The following is a 13,197-nucleotide window of genomic DNA, read 5'->3' as shown; positions in this document are numbered from 1 at the left end:
AAATTAACTGCCAATTCTCAAATTATGTGCCGGCCGAAGCATCTGGAATCGCTTGTATGGCATTCTCATAATTAAGTGCCAAGCGACAGTTCTAAACGAGGGGATTCTCTTTTGCACTTACGCGACCCTGCGCACCGACGAGCGCGAGGGCAAAGCCTCTCGCGTGCAACAGATCCTCGACTGGCTGGGAAGCGAGTTCGAGGGCGTCATTGTTTTCGACGAGGCTCATGCCATGGCCAATGCCGTCGGCGGCAAGTCCGACCGCGGCCAGGTTGCCGCGTCCCAGCAGGGCCGGGCGGGTCTGCGCCTGCAGCATGCGCTGCCCGACGCGCGCGTCGTCTACGGGTCGGCGACCGGCGCGACCGAGATCGACGATCTCTGTTACGCACAGCGCCTCGGCCTCTGGGGTGGCGCCGATTTCCCCTTCGCCACACGTGCCGAGTTCGTCGCCGCGATCGAGACCGGCGGCGTCGCCGCCATGGAGGTGCTGGCGCGAGATCTCAAATCGCTGGGACTCAGCGCTGCGCGCTCACTCTCCTATGACGGCGTCGAATACGAGGTGCTCGAGCACGAGCTGAGCGCCGAGCAGACCCGCATCTATGACAGCTATGCCGATGCGTTCCAGATCATCCACAACAACCTCACCGCGGCCATGGAAGCCGCCAACATCACCGGCAGCAGCGGAACGCTCAACCGTCAGGCCAAGTCCGCAGCGAGATCAGCCTTCGAATCCGCCAAGCAGCGTTTCTTCAATCATCTCCTGACCTCGATGAAGACGCCCAGCCTGCTCGGCGCGATCGCCGCCGACCTCGAGGCCGGGCACGCCGCGGTGATCCAGATCGTCTCGACGGGCGAGGCGCTGACCGAACGGCGCCTGGCGGAAATCCCGACCGAGGAATGGAACGACATCCAGGTGGATGTGACACCGAGGGAAAACTGTCTGTCCTACCTGATGAACTCCTTTCCGACGCAGCTCTACGAGGAGTATTCCGACAGCGAGGGCAATATCCTGTCCCGGCCCGTGAGTGATGCCGACGGCAATCCGGTGCTCTGCCGGGAGGCCGTCGCGCGCCGCGATCGCCTGATTGAGACACTCGGCAGCCTGCCGGCCGTGCCGACCGCGCTCGACCAAATCATCCACCATTTTGGGACCGAGGCCGTAGCCGAGATCACCGGCCGCTCGCGCCGCATCATACGCCTGCCGGACGGCGGCGGCATTGAACGCTTTGCGGTTCAAAACCGGCCCGGCTCATCCAACCTCGATGAAGTCCGTGCCTTCATGGAGGACGCGAAGCAGATCCTCATCTTCTCGGATGCCGGCGGCACGGGTCGCTCCTATCATGCGGACCTCACCGCGAGGAATCAGCGTCGCCGCATCCACGACCTTCTCGAGGCCGGCTGGAAAGCCGATGCCGCGATCCAGGGGCTCGGACGCACGCAACGCACCAACCAGAAACAGCCGCCCCTCTATCGGCTGATCACCACCAATGTGAAGGCCGAACGCCGGTTCCTCTCGACCATCGCCCGCCGCCTCGACACGCTCGGCGCGATCACCCGCGGGCAGCGCCAGACCGGCGGGCAAAACCTGTTCAGGCCCGAGGACAATCTCGAATCCCGTTATGCCCGCGATGCGCTGCGCCAGCTCTACCGGGTGATCGTCGATGGCAAGCTCGAGGGCTGCTCGCTCGAGACGTTCCAATCGACGACCGGCCTGTCCCTGGTCACCGAAGAGGGCGGCCTTCGCGATGAACTGCCGCCCATTTCCACCTTCCTCAACAGATTGCTGGCGCTGCGCATCTCCATGCAGGACCTTATCTTCGATGCGTTCGAGGCACTTCTCGCGCGGCGCGTCGAGGGCGCGATCGCGGCCGGAATATACGATGTCGGTGTGGAGACTATCACAGCGGACCCGATGCGCGTCACCGAGCGACGGCTGATCTACACCCATGCCCGCACCGACGCGACCTCGCATCTGCTGACCATTCAATCCCGCCGGCGCGCACGCCCGACCACGCTCGAGGCGGCCCTGGCGATGGTCCGACACGATCCGCGCGCAAAACTCATGGTCAACGGACGCTCGGAGCGCGCCGCCGTGATGGTGCCGACCCGCTCGGTCATGCTCGAGGACGGGAGCATCGAGGACCGCGTCAATCTCGTCCGACCGACCGAAGAAATGCGTCTCGAAACCCGGCACCTCGATGAGTCCCATTGGCAAATTGCCACCGAAGCTGATTTCGCCGCCGCCTGGAACGCGGAAATCGCTGACCTTCCGGAATTCACGAGCGCGACGCTGCATATCGTCACCGGACTGCTGCTGCCGATCTGGAAGCATCTTCCGGAGGAGTTCGGGCGGGTCTATCGGCTCCAGACCGATGACGGCGAGCGCATCATCGGCCGCACTATCGCAGCGGGGCAACTTTCGACGTTCTGTCGCAATCTCGGCGTCGACCAGTCGATCGTGATCGGCGCCGACGAGATCTGGGACATGCTGGTGGCAGGTGCAGCCGTGATCGAACTTGCCGGCGGGCTGACCCTGCGCCGCATGCGCATCATGTCCGACTACCGCGTCGAGCTCACCGGATTCACGCCCGGCATGACCGCCTGGCTCAAGTCGATCGGGCTCTTCTCGGAGATGATTTCGTGGAAGACGCGGTTCTTCATCCCACGCTCGGCCGAGGGTCCCGCCATCCTCGCCCGCCTCATGGACCGCCATCGGCTGGTCGCGACCGCCGATCGCGCATGAGGGGAGGTCGATCATGCAATCCGCATCCGATCTCGCCGCCCGGCTCGCAGAGCACGCCGAGGCGGTCTGCCGGCACTATCTGCCGGCGGGCCACCTTGCTGGCAGTTACTGGATCGTCGGCGATCTCGCGAATTCGAAAGGGCGCTCCCTCTATGTCCACGTCAAGGGTGATCGCGTGGGCCGCTGGCGGGACGCGGCCCGTCCCCACGATTTCGGTGATCTGCTCGACCTCATTGCCGGCGCCCGCGGCCTCACCGAGTTTCGGCCTATTGCCGAGGAGGCCCGTCGCTTCCTCGCCTTGCCGGAACCCGAGCGGTTGGCGAGCCGACCCCCGGTCGAGTCCACTGCTGCACCGCGGCGTCCCGAAGCGGCGCGGCGCCTCTTCGCCATGGGCCAACCGTTACGCGGCACGCTTGCCGATCGCTATCTCATGGCGCGCGGCATTCTCTGCGGTTCGCGCGAACGCGCGCTGCGATTCCATCCGGGCTGCTACTACCGCGACCTGGTGACCGGACAGACACGCATCTTCCCGGCGCTGCTCGCCGCCGTCACCGCGCCCGACGGTAACATCACCGGCGTGCATCGCACCTGGCTCGATCCAGACGGCGACGGCAAGGCGCCGGTCGAAGATCCGCGCCGCGCCATGGGCGCGCTTCTCGGCAACGGCGTCCGTTTCGGCCTCATGCCGGGCATGGCGGTCCCGGTCCTCGCCGTCGGCGAGGGCCTCGAAACCGTGCTGTCGCTCGGCATGGTGATGCCGGACCTGCCGTCGATCGCGGCGAGTTCGGCCAACCACCTCGCCGCCCTCACGCTCCCGCCCGGCTGCGAGCGCGTCTACATCGCGGCCGACGCCGACGCGGCCGGCCGTCACGGCATCGAGCGTCTCGGCTGCCGCGCCCGCGAGGCGGGCCTGCTCGTGCTGGCGCTTGCGCCGAGGCTCGGGGATTTCAACGAAGACCTGCGCCGGCTCGGCCCAGAGCAGCTCGCGGGCTGGCTGCGTCCCCAGCTCCTTCCCGCAGACGCCGACCGCTTCCTGCCGCCTGGTTGACGGGCCGGGAAGGGGCGAGGGGGCCGAGAGCGTTCGGCGGAGCCGGTCCCTGGTTCTTGTCCGGCGGTGAGAGCCGCGCCCGCGGCCTGCCGAGAGCGCGACCCCTACCACCCCCCGGCCCGGCCTTCGGCGGCTGAAGCCGCCCGGCGCTGCGCTGGTCCGCGCGCAAGCGCGCGGCTCCGGCGATCCGGGGCGCGGTCTGGGGTCGCCGTCAGGCCGCGAGGGTCGCGGCCGCAACCGACGGAGACCGAACATGGACCTCACCATCACCGACGACGCCTTCGAGCAGCATCACGCCTCCTCCCCGACCAACCGCGTCATCCAGGAGCTGCAGCTCTACGGCCATCGACCCTTCGCGGATGAGCCCGACGCCCGTCCGCTTCCCGACGAGGCCATGCTCCGGGCAGCGCTCGGCGCCGTCTTCGAAACCCTCGCCGGCAGCTTCGCCGACACGCGCCTCGAACCCGACCTCGAGGACGTGCTCTGGGGCTCCGTCAACCTCTTCCACCGGGGCGCCGACCGCGTCCAGCGCGAGCTCGACCGCAATGAGGACGCCCAGCGCATCAGCCAGAAAGAGCAGGACGGCTCCGAGGTGAAGTCTGTCGAGCTCGAGCGGCTGACGGCGGAGGGCATCACCATGGTCGAGCGCCGCAACGCGTTCGAGTTCATGCGCGACGAGGCGGCGGACCTGTTCGAAGCCTTCACCGGCTCGGCCTGGCGGCCGCGCAGCGGCTCCAAGGTCAATCATGCCAATCTCACCTCCGCGATCATCGACTCCCGCGACTTCCTCGCCGCACGCCGCCGCGCCGAGACCGAGGTGCTGGTGCCGGCCGGCACCAAGATCGTGGTTTCGGGCGGGCAGGACTACGAGAACCACCACCTGATCTGGGACGCGCTCGACAAGTCGAAGGCGCGGCACCCGGACATGGTCCTTGTGCATGGCGGCAGCCCCACCGGCGCCGAACGCATCGCCGCCTGCTGGGCCGACAATCGCAGTGTTGCCCAGATCGCCTTCAAGCCGGACTGGCAGCGGCACAATCGGGCAGCGCCCTTCCGTCGCAATGACGAGATGCTGTCGATCCTGCCGGCGGGCGTCATCGGCTTTCCCGGCTCCGGCATCACCGGCAATTTGTGCGACAAGGCCCGCAAGCTCGGCATCCCCGTCTGGCGGCCGGCGGAGAGCGGCGCGTAACGCGCCGCTTTCTTTCTCCGCGCGACACCTCGACTACATCTCGATCAGACGAATCCGACTTCGCCCGAACTGGCCGAAGGCCACCTCTCGCGACGCAAAGCGCGGCTACGACGCATGATCGCACTGGTTCACGGGGGACATGCAAGTGCAAAGCCCGATCCACAGACGCAAGTCTCCGCCCGCATCCTGGCGGCGCAGGTTGCCATCCTCAATGAGACCGGCGTCAAATTTGCGCCCGATGCCTAGGACGCAGCTTTGCGCGCGATCTCGGCGCCTGGCATACAGCCCTCTGAAGGGCGGCCGAACGTCTCAGGCGCAAAGCGCCTTGGTCGTAACGAAGCAGCGTGGTCAGTCCGGCCCGATGCCCCTCAGCCCGAAGAAGCGATAGATCGCAAGGTTCACCGCCAGCATATCGGCGTCATCGAGATGGCCGAACGCCTGCCCTACCTTGGAGCGGGGCAGGGCGATGGCGCGGTCGATCATCACCTGGGAGCGCTTGCGCAGGCCGTTGGTCACGCTCGGCTCGACCGTCACCCGAAACAGCGGCCAGTCATTGATCTCGCTGGTGAGGCGCAGGACGATCACGGCGCTCAGCTCGCCGAAGGCGTCATCCTGGATCACGAGCGCTGGACGGGGCTTGCCGTAGTCGCCGCTGACGGCGATCGTCACCAGATCGCCACGCTTCATGCGTTCCACTCATCGGAGAAATGATCCTCATCGAACAAGGCTTCCATCTCCCGCAGGGACGCGGCCTCGTCGCTGCGTGGATATCGCGCTCGTGCCGCCGCCGCACGAGATTGCCGCTGCGCCTCGGCTTCGAAGACCTTGCGGTTTCGCCGCGCCACATAGGCCCGCATGAAGTCGCGGAGCACTTGGGCCGCCGGCCTGTCGTCAGCTTCGGTGGCCTGGGTGAATTCCGCCTTCAGAGCGGGGTCGACCCGAAAATTGAATGTGTCGGCCTTCGGATGCTGGCTGGCCCGTGGCATGAGAGGCGCTCCTTGTGATGCATAATGTACCTATAATGTAGTTACATTCCTGTGTTACGCAAGCTCGATGCGCGGCCGACTCGGACAGAACGGCGGGGGAGAACTGGGCGCGCCGGCCTGCGGCCGGCCGGGCACTACTCGCGGCGTACCGCCGCTCCCCGAGCCGGTTCAAGCCGTCTCGGCCTTCGGTGACGGTCCCTCGCGCGGAGCCTGCGACACCGACTGCGATCCCATTGGTCGATTTGCGGCGGGGGTCCGGATTCGCGCGCGCGGCGGCCCCGGGATCGGGAGCCGGACGTTTCACGGCACGAGCGGGTGCAAGGCTCAACGTCATGCCGGGATCGTCCGGCGGAGGCCCCGTCCCCAAAGATCGCGAGCACCGGCGGGGCGGCATGAGCAACAAGGCCTCCGCGCCAGCCAGCTCCGAAGGCGATGCGGTGCGCGCGACGGCTCAAACCCATTGCGCGCTGGGCGGCGGTGTCTTCTGGCGTCTCGCTGGAAATCGCGCGGGGTAGGGGAGATAGCGTGTCCGGTGAGGGATCACCGCGCCGGTGCGAAGACTGCGCTGCCTGTGCGTGAGTCAGCAATGGTAGCCTTGGTGGTTCTTCCCGTTTCGGTCGCAACGAGACCATCCCCTCTTTGTGTCGCCTTTGTAGAGGCCCGCCTGCTTATGCGGGCAACCCCTGAAGGGGTAAGACTCGGCCCAAATTTCTGCAAAATTCGATTTCGGTTCCTTGTGCGGTCCCAGGCACTTTCCCAAGACCTCGCCGCAAACGGCTCGGGGAAAGTGCGGGCCCGCTTTTTGCGGCAAATAGAATTTTGCAGAAATTTGGGCCGAGCTGCCCGCAGCAGTCCGGCCTCTCCTTTGGCGCCATCGGGAATGGTCCCGATGCAACCGACGGAGAAGTACCATGGCCACCACGATCGCAAACCTCACCGCCAAGCAGGACGGCAGCTTCGAAGGCACGCTGACCACCCTCAACGTCAACGCACCCATCGCCCTCGTTCCCAACGCGATGAAGTCCAGCGAGGAAGCACCAGACGTCCGCATCATCGCCCGCCGCAACGGCTTCGAACTCGGCGCCGGCTGGAACCGTATCTCCAAGCAGACCGGCGAGGAGTATCTCTCGGTCAAGCTCTCGGCGCCGGAGTTCGGCGTGATCTACGGCAACGTGGCCCCGGCGCCGGGCGACGATCCCAACAAGAAGGTGATCCTGTGGAACCCGCCCGCCTGAGCCGCAGACGAGACCGGCCCCCACCGCGGGGGCCGGCCCTCTTCTTGCGCTCGTTATGGCGGCGACGGGCATCGAGCCCGCCGCCGCCATCCGGACCCGACACCCAACCGGCTCTGCTCGGTCCCTCCTAGCGTACCATGGCGGCACGAGGCGCCTCGAGACCGCGCGGCGCCTCCAATTTTTTGCCGACGCCCGGAAGAGGGCATCGTCAAAAAATCGGTTCCTCCGCGCGCGAGCCACCTCCGGCGGGTCTCGACCCACCCCGCACCACCATGACCCGCGTCGTCGTCCTTCACACGAACCACAGGAGACGACGATGCTGCTCGAACAACATATCGAGGAACTGCGGGCCTTATCTTGACAGTCTGCACCGACTCCCAGTGTCTTGCTGACGTCGATGCAACAGGACTGACGGAGGCGTTATCCAGGCCGGCCGCAGCGCTCCCAAATAGCTGGCGGAGGCCGGCCTGGATAGCGCCGGGCAAGTTGAACTCCTTCGTTGATGCTGGGCTCCCCGGATGGGGGTCCGGGGGAAGGTTGAACAACTTGTGGACAATGTAATCGCAGCTTCAAGCATCACCATTCAGGAGCGGAGATCAGCGGAAGGCCTTGACGCCCATGTCCCGCTGATCCTCCGGGACGGGGCGCTATACGATCCTGATGTCGATCGCTTCTTCCTCGATCTGCCCCTCAACGGCGTCCGCTCCCGTCATTCTCTCCGCGCCTACGGCTACGACGTCACCGTTTGGTTGCGATTCCTTGCCGATGCCCGCGACAAGACGGTCTGGAAGGCTGATCGCGAGGACGTTGAGGCCTTCCATCGCGCACGTCGAAGGGCCGAACCCGGTAGCCGGATATCGGCGGCATCATGGAACCGCTCCGTCGCGGCAATAGACAAGCTTTATGAGTGGGGAGTGCGCGAGGAGCTTCTCTCTTCCAGCCCGTTCTCGCATCGAGAGGTCTGGCGTCGCAATCGTACGCGAGGCCAAGGTCAGATTGTCGTGCGCAACGATGCGTTCGAACGACGGGTAAAGCGATCCGATATTCGTTTCGTCACGCTCGAGGATTTTCGAAGGTTTCGCGATGTAGGGCTGCGTGGCCTTGCTCCTGACGGAGCCGAGCGGCCTGGTGCTCGCGACAGGAATGGACTTCGCAACGCGCTGTTTGCGGAGATGCTGGTGGTAACCGGCTTGAGGCTCGAAGAAGCCTCGTTTCTCCTGGCGTTCGAAGTCGATGCCCTGCCGACGTCCGGTTCCGCGATCCGGCAGACATGGTTCAATCTACCCGCAGGTCTTACCAAAGGCGAGCGCGGCCGGGCCATCCTTGTTCCTGACGGGTTGCTTCAGCGGCTCCGAACCTACATTCGCGTGGAACGCGCGCATGCTGCGGCGAAGTTCAAGGCCCGGCAAGGCTGGGGCTCGATGGAGCGGCCGATCTTTGTTCGCCGACCGGTTGTCGGCTCGACCAACGTTGCGCTTGCCGACGGACGAACTGTTCCGTTGGAGATCTTCTCGCCGGCGGAACGAGAGCGCCTCGTCATCTGTGATCCAGACAATGCACCCATCGAGCCGGCGGTGCTGTGGCTGACCGAGGTCGGTCAGCCGGTGTGCCCAAACTCCTGGGAGGTTGCGTTCGCCCGTGCCTGCCGTCGCTGCCGGGCGAACGGATTTCCAATCAACATCAGCCCGCATCAGCTTCGTCATACCTTTGCGGTCCATATGCTCGCGATGCTCATCCAGCGCCAACTCGAAGGCGCAGCGTCGGCAATTTCCGCCGGACCCGCAGAAGGTTACCGCAGGCTGCTCGGTGATCCTCTTCAGCAGGTGCAGCGGCTTCTCGGGCATGCGAGCCTGGAGACTACTTCCCTCTACCTCGATCATATCGCCACGCGCGCCGATACTGTCGATACGGCTGTCGCCGAACTGCTCGCCCTGCTGCCAAGCGGGAGCCGGCTATGAGCCTTCGTCCTCGCAAAGGCCAACCTGTCACGTTCGGTCGCGAACTCGCTGGTTCACCACAGGGACAGACAAAGGCGATATCGGGTCTGCGGTTCAACATTCAGACGCAAGACGGCGGCGAGGTCCTGGTCGACTATACGCGCCTGATGCCGCGTTGGCTCGCGCTTGCATTCGCCCGTGCGCTGCGCCGGCTGGCCGGTCTTGGCGGGCGTCTGTCCGTCAGATCGACTGTGGCGGCCTATACCCGGACCCTGCCGCTGTTTCTCACCTATTTGGCCGAGGCCGGCGACGTGCCTGATGTCCCCGGACTCCTTCAGGCGCGCCACATTGATGGCTTCGAGGCCTGGTTGGCGGCAAACGGTAAGTCGCCAATCCACCTGCTGACCATCTTGACGAAGGTCATCGTGGCCCTGCGAGAGATTGCCGCTGAAGGAACGACCATCTTTTCCGCTACGCTGCGCGACCGCCTGGCCTATACGACGTTGAGGCCGATACCGCCCTCGCATCCCCGGGACGCCTACAGTCCCTATATTGCGCGTCAGCTTCGCGATGCAGCCCGTGCGGATATCGGACGTATCTTCCGGCGCTTTCGTGAGCCCAGGCCGGTGGCCACGGACCCCGAACTCAAGGTCTTGGAAGACCGCGTGCATGCACACATCGATGCGAGAGGCATTCTCCTTCATACCGATCGCAAATACAAAGCTCTCCTGCACGCCCGAAGGGTGCGGGGTCTCTCGTCACAGAACTTTTGTCACCAGCTTCACGAATGGCACTATCTGACCTCGCAGGAGGTCGTTCCGCTGCTGGTGCTTCTGGCGCTCGACACCGGTCTGGAGATCGAATGCTGCAAGACCTTGACCGTCGAATGTCTCCAGAATCCGGCAAACAGCACGGTCGAGATCGCTTACGTCAAACTCCGAGCGCGCGGTGCAGAGCACAAGACGCTTCGTGTGCGGGATGGCGGGCCGCGAACGCCGGGCGGGCTCATCCGACAGATCATTGCCGTGACGGCCGCCGCCCGCAAGCACCGACCAAGCGATTGTCTTTGGCTGCATTACGGGCTCGGAGGGCTGAGATCCGGGCTAAAAGACACGCAGTCTCTCACCGCGGCATGGACAAGAGAGCACAATATTCTCGATGATGGTGGACGGCCGCTTCATTTGGTGCTTTCGCGTCTTCGCAAAACGCATAAGGCACTCTGGTATCTGAAGACCGAGGGGCACATGACGCGCTTTGCCGTCGGCCACACGCGGGAAGTGGCTTCTCGGCACTATGCCGATATTCCTGCACTCAGGCCGCTTCACGAGACTACGATCGCCGACGCCTTCAATGAGGCGGTCACATCGGCCATGTCGCCGATCATCCTGACGCCGGAGAAGGAGGATACCTGGCGCGATGACCCCGTCGCTGCTTCAGTCGCCGCGCCAGCGGGGAGCGATCCGATCTCACTCCTCGATGGAGAGCAAGATGTATGGTTGGCGAGCTGTGGCGGCTTCTTTTCCAGCCCTTATGCCGCACCCGGTTCGCCTTGCTCGTTGCCGTTCTGGGGCTGCCTCGAATGCCCGAACGCGGTCATCACCGCCCGCAAGCTCCCCGCGATCCTGTCCTTTCTCAGGTTCCTCGAAGAACAGCGTATTTCGCTCTCCTCCAGCCATTGGCCGATGAAGTTCGCAGCCGCGCATGCCCGCATCACCGGGCATATTCTTCCAGCTTTCAGCGCGGCGACCGTCGAGGAGGCGCGTCGTGAACTCGCCAGAGAACCGGTTTCGGTTTACTTGCCGCCGGAGGTGTCACTTTGAAGTCCGCAACATCCTCCTACACCGCCATAGCAGTCACGGACGACCGGCCGGTTCTGGCGACGGCGCCACTGCACGCTGGTTTCGACAGGTCCTGTCTGTCGCGATATGGTGATGCTCAATGGGATTTAGGGCCGGCGGTTTTTCGGGAGAATGTCCGTCGCTCCGATACCAGGGTAGACTTTGATGCCATTGACGACCCAGCCATTGCGGCCGCCATTCGCGACTATCTTTATGTGCGCCTGAACACCGATCTGCCGGGGTACAAGATGAGGGCGCCTCCGGTCAGCGTCCGTCGCCTCTTTCGTTTCGCGCTGACCTTTTTCAATTTCGTCAAGGCCGAGTGCGGGACTTGCGATCTTGACAGCGCCAATCAGGCTTTGCTCGACCGCTTCGCCAGGTCTCTCCGCGATGGACGCCGGCCGATCATTGTCACCCAGTGGCTGGGGATCGTTTTCGACCTCTATGCCTTTCGCAACCATTTATCCGTGGCGAAGCTGCCCTTCGAGCCGTGGCGCGGCCGCCGGCCCGCGGAGGTTGCAGGGTATCGTTTCTCCGTCGAAGAGAACCGGACGCCTCGCATTCCCGAGGAGATTATCCGGCCACTGCTTGCCTGGTCACTCAAATACGTCACGGTGTTTGCGCCCGATATTCTCGCGGCGCGCAACGAGTTGCGGGCGCTCGAGGATGGTCACAGGATGCTGGTTGCCGGGGACGCGCTGGCGCCTCGAAACGCACGGCGCGCGCGCCGCCAGGCCCGCCTGAATGCCTATCTCGATGAACGCCGACGGCAAGGCCGCGGCATTCCGGTATGGCCGGTCAGAATCGGTGGGCCGGCATCACCTGCGGAGTCAGGGCCACCCGTGAACTGGCATCTGATCTATCTGCATATCGGTGCCGACGCCAATCTCCAACGATCTGCCGTCGGCCAACCCAATAATGACGTGCGATGGACCGTTCAGGCCGCGGCTCAGGAACTGGGGACGGAGGTCGGCGGAATGGACACGCAGATTTCGGTCGACCCCGATACCGGCCATCCCTGGCGTTCCCGCTTTGATGTGAGAGCGCTCGCGGTCGAGGAACGGATGCTGCAAGCCGCTTGCTATATCGTCTGCGCCTATCTCACCGGTATGCGCGACAGCGAGGTCCAGGCCATGCGGCCCGGCTGTCTGTCCGTCACCAGGAGCGAAGACGGCCTGGTCGACAGGCATCGGGTGAAGTCGGTCGCCTACAAGGGGAAGCAAGCGCATGGTGCGGAGGCCGAGTGGATCACCATCGAGCCCGTCGCGAGCGCCATATCGGTGCTCGAACGGCTTGTCGTCCGTTCCGCCGAGCGCCGCGGCACGAAGACGCTGTGGCCGGTTCTCTTCGTCGCGCGTGCCCGAAAGCAAACTCTCGCGACGGACATCGTCACCAGGCTGAATCAGTTTCGAGACCATCTGAACGAACATTTCGGGGCTGCGGATGCTCCCGTCATTCCGGCCGCACCCAATGGGCATCCCTGGCAACTGACGACACGTCAGTTTCGCAGGACGATTGCCTGGCATATCGCCAATCGCCCCTTCGGCACGATCGCCGGCATGATCCAGTACAAGCACGTCTCCGTCGCAGCTTTCGAAGGCTATGCGGGCTCGAGCCGCTCGGGCTTCAGCGCCGAGGTCGAGACAGAGCGACGCCTCGGGCAGATGGATGACATATTGAGCTACTTCGATGAGCGTCAGCTCGGAGCGGGCCTTTCTGGTCCGGCTGCGACACGGATCGGCAGATCGCTGGATAATGCCGCCGCTGAGCTCCAGCCTTTCCCGGGCATGATCGCTGATCGTGCTCGCCTTCGTGTGCTGTTGGCGGATACGGCCCGCACACTTCACGTCGGCGTGCTGGCCGACTGCTTCTTCGACCCAGCCACTGCCGTCTGTCTCCGCCACGCTGGGGCTGGCGATCAGGACGAGCCGCTGATCTCGTTGTGTGAGCCGACACGATGCCCGAACGCGTGTATTACGTCTCGGCACCGGCCCGCATGGGCAGGCGCTGCTGAGAACGCCAGGGCAATCCTTAGGGAGAAGAGGCTGGCGGAACTGCAGCGGCTTGCTGTCGCCGAAGACTTGCGCAGGATCGAGAAGGTTTTATCCGACAGCCAGGGTGCAAGCGGATGACCTCATAGGAATACGGTCGCGACCCCTGGTCGGGGTCGCGGGTTCTCCTCTTTCTGCCGTCCCATTCTACGGCTGCTCAGCACGTG

General features: G+C 64.6%; 10 protein-coding genes and 1 pseudogene. 9 read left to right on the top strand and 2 right to left on the bottom strand.

Features of this window, described 5'->3' with window-relative positions; genetic code table 11:
• Nucleotides 1–91 precede the first annotated feature (91 nt).
• From GNP00_RS21495 to GNP00_RS23640, 4 genes and pseudogenes are all read left to right on the top strand, one after another.
• Nucleotides 92–2,743: pseudogene (locus GNP00_RS21495) on the top strand (strawberry notch family protein); the annotation flags it as partial.
• Between the two features lie 13 nt (nucleotides 2,744–2,756).
• Entirely contained in the window at nucleotides 2,757–3,791 is a 1,035-nt protein-coding gene (locus GNP00_RS21490) for a DUF7146 domain-containing protein (protein ID WP_011578681.1), read from the top strand.
• Nucleotides 3,792–4,044: 253 nt separating this feature from the next.
• Complete coding sequence (locus tag GNP00_RS21485) at nucleotides 4,045–4,983, top strand: DUF2493 domain-containing protein (protein ID WP_011578682.1); 939 nt, start codon at nucleotides 4,045–4,047, stop codon at nucleotides 4,981–4,983.
• 114 nt (nucleotides 4,984–5,097) lie between these two features.
• Nucleotides 5,098–5,229: a hypothetical protein gene (locus GNP00_RS23640; protein ID WP_281352167.1), complete on the top strand. Its 132-nt coding sequence runs from the start codon at nucleotides 5,098–5,100 to the stop codon at nucleotides 5,227–5,229.
• A gap of 102 nt (nucleotides 5,230–5,331) precedes the next feature.
• Here the strand turns inward: GNP00_RS23640 and GNP00_RS21480 are convergent, their stop codons facing one another.
• Both GNP00_RS21480 and GNP00_RS21475 read right to left on the bottom strand, forming a co-directional pair.
• Complete coding sequence (locus GNP00_RS21480; protein ID WP_011578683.1) at nucleotides 5,332–5,670, bottom strand: type II toxin-antitoxin system PemK/MazF family toxin; 339 nt, start codon at nucleotides 5,668–5,670, stop codon at nucleotides 5,332–5,334.
• Complete coding sequence (locus GNP00_RS21475; protein WP_011578684.1) at nucleotides 5,667–5,969, bottom strand: hypothetical protein; 303 nt, start codon at nucleotides 5,967–5,969, stop codon at nucleotides 5,667–5,669. The genes GNP00_RS21480 and GNP00_RS21475 overlap by 4 nt, the downstream gene beginning before the upstream one ends.
• Nucleotides 5,970–6,361: 392 nt before the next feature.
• On the opposite strand from GNP00_RS21475, the gene GNP00_RS23635 reads away from it, so the two are divergent.
• The 5 genes from GNP00_RS23635 to GNP00_RS21455 all read left to right on the top strand — a co-directional run bounded on the left by GNP00_RS23635 (nucleotide 6,362) and on the right by GNP00_RS21455 (nucleotide 13,111).
• Nucleotides 6,362–6,484: a hypothetical protein gene (locus GNP00_RS23635; RefSeq protein WP_281352166.1), complete on the top strand. Its 123-nt coding sequence runs from the start codon at nucleotides 6,362–6,364 to the stop codon at nucleotides 6,482–6,484.
• A gap of 396 nt (nucleotides 6,485–6,880) precedes the next feature.
• Entirely contained in the window at nucleotides 6,881–7,204 is a 324-nt protein-coding gene (locus GNP00_RS21470; protein WP_011578685.1) for a DUF736 domain-containing protein, read from the top strand.
• Nucleotides 7,205–7,752: 548 nt separating this feature from the next.
• Nucleotides 7,753–9,162: a tyrosine-type recombinase/integrase gene (locus tag GNP00_RS21465; RefSeq protein WP_343034338.1), complete on the top strand. Its 1,410-nt coding sequence runs from the start codon at nucleotides 7,753–7,755 to the stop codon at nucleotides 9,160–9,162.
• The gene (locus GNP00_RS21460) at nucleotides 9,159–10,961 is read left to right on the top strand and encodes a hypothetical protein (RefSeq protein ID WP_011578687.1); all 1,803 of its coding nucleotides are present in this window, start codon (nucleotides 9,159–9,161) and stop codon (nucleotides 10,959–10,961) included. Before GNP00_RS21465 ends, GNP00_RS21460 begins: the two co-directional genes overlap by 4 nt.
• On the top strand, nucleotides 10,958–13,111 hold the full coding sequence (locus GNP00_RS21455) for a hypothetical protein (protein WP_011578688.1): 2,154 nt from the start codon (nucleotides 10,958–10,960) through the stop codon (nucleotides 13,109–13,111). Before GNP00_RS21460 ends, GNP00_RS21455 begins: the two co-directional genes overlap by 4 nt.
• Nucleotides 13,112–13,197 lie beyond the last annotated feature (86 nt).

It is taken from the genome of Chelativorans multitrophicus, from assembly GCF_011317445.1.
Classification (GTDB): Bacteria; Pseudomonadota; Alphaproteobacteria; order Rhizobiales; family Rhizobiaceae; genus Chelativorans; species Chelativorans multitrophicus.
This window is presented reverse-complemented; position numbering and strand designations above follow the sequence as displayed.

Coding starts and splice junctions, on each gene's coding strand:
- GNP00_RS23640 (WP_281352167.1), top strand. CDS start 5,098: ATGATCGCACTGGTTCACGGGGGACATGCAAGTGCAAAGCCCGATCCA.
- GNP00_RS23635 (WP_281352166.1), top strand. CDS start 6,362: ATGAGCAACAAGGCCTCCGCGCCAGCCAGCTCCGAAGGCGATGCGGTG.
- GNP00_RS21475 (WP_011578684.1), bottom strand. CDS start 5,969: ATGCCACGGGCCAGCCAGCATCCGAAGGCCGACACATTCAATTTTCGG.
- GNP00_RS21490 (WP_011578681.1), top strand. CDS start 2,757: ATGCAATCCGCATCCGATCTCGCCGCCCGGCTCGCAGAGCACGCCGAG.
- GNP00_RS21470 (WP_011578685.1), top strand. CDS start 6,881: ATGGCCACCACGATCGCAAACCTCACCGCCAAGCAGGACGGCAGCTTC.
- GNP00_RS21485 (WP_011578682.1), top strand. CDS start 4,045: ATGGACCTCACCATCACCGACGACGCCTTCGAGCAGCATCACGCCTCC.
- GNP00_RS21460 (WP_011578687.1), top strand. CDS start 9,159: ATGAGCCTTCGTCCTCGCAAAGGCCAACCTGTCACGTTCGGTCGCGAA.
- GNP00_RS21480 (WP_011578683.1), bottom strand. CDS start 5,670: ATGAAGCGTGGCGATCTGGTGACGATCGCCGTCAGCGGCGACTACGGC.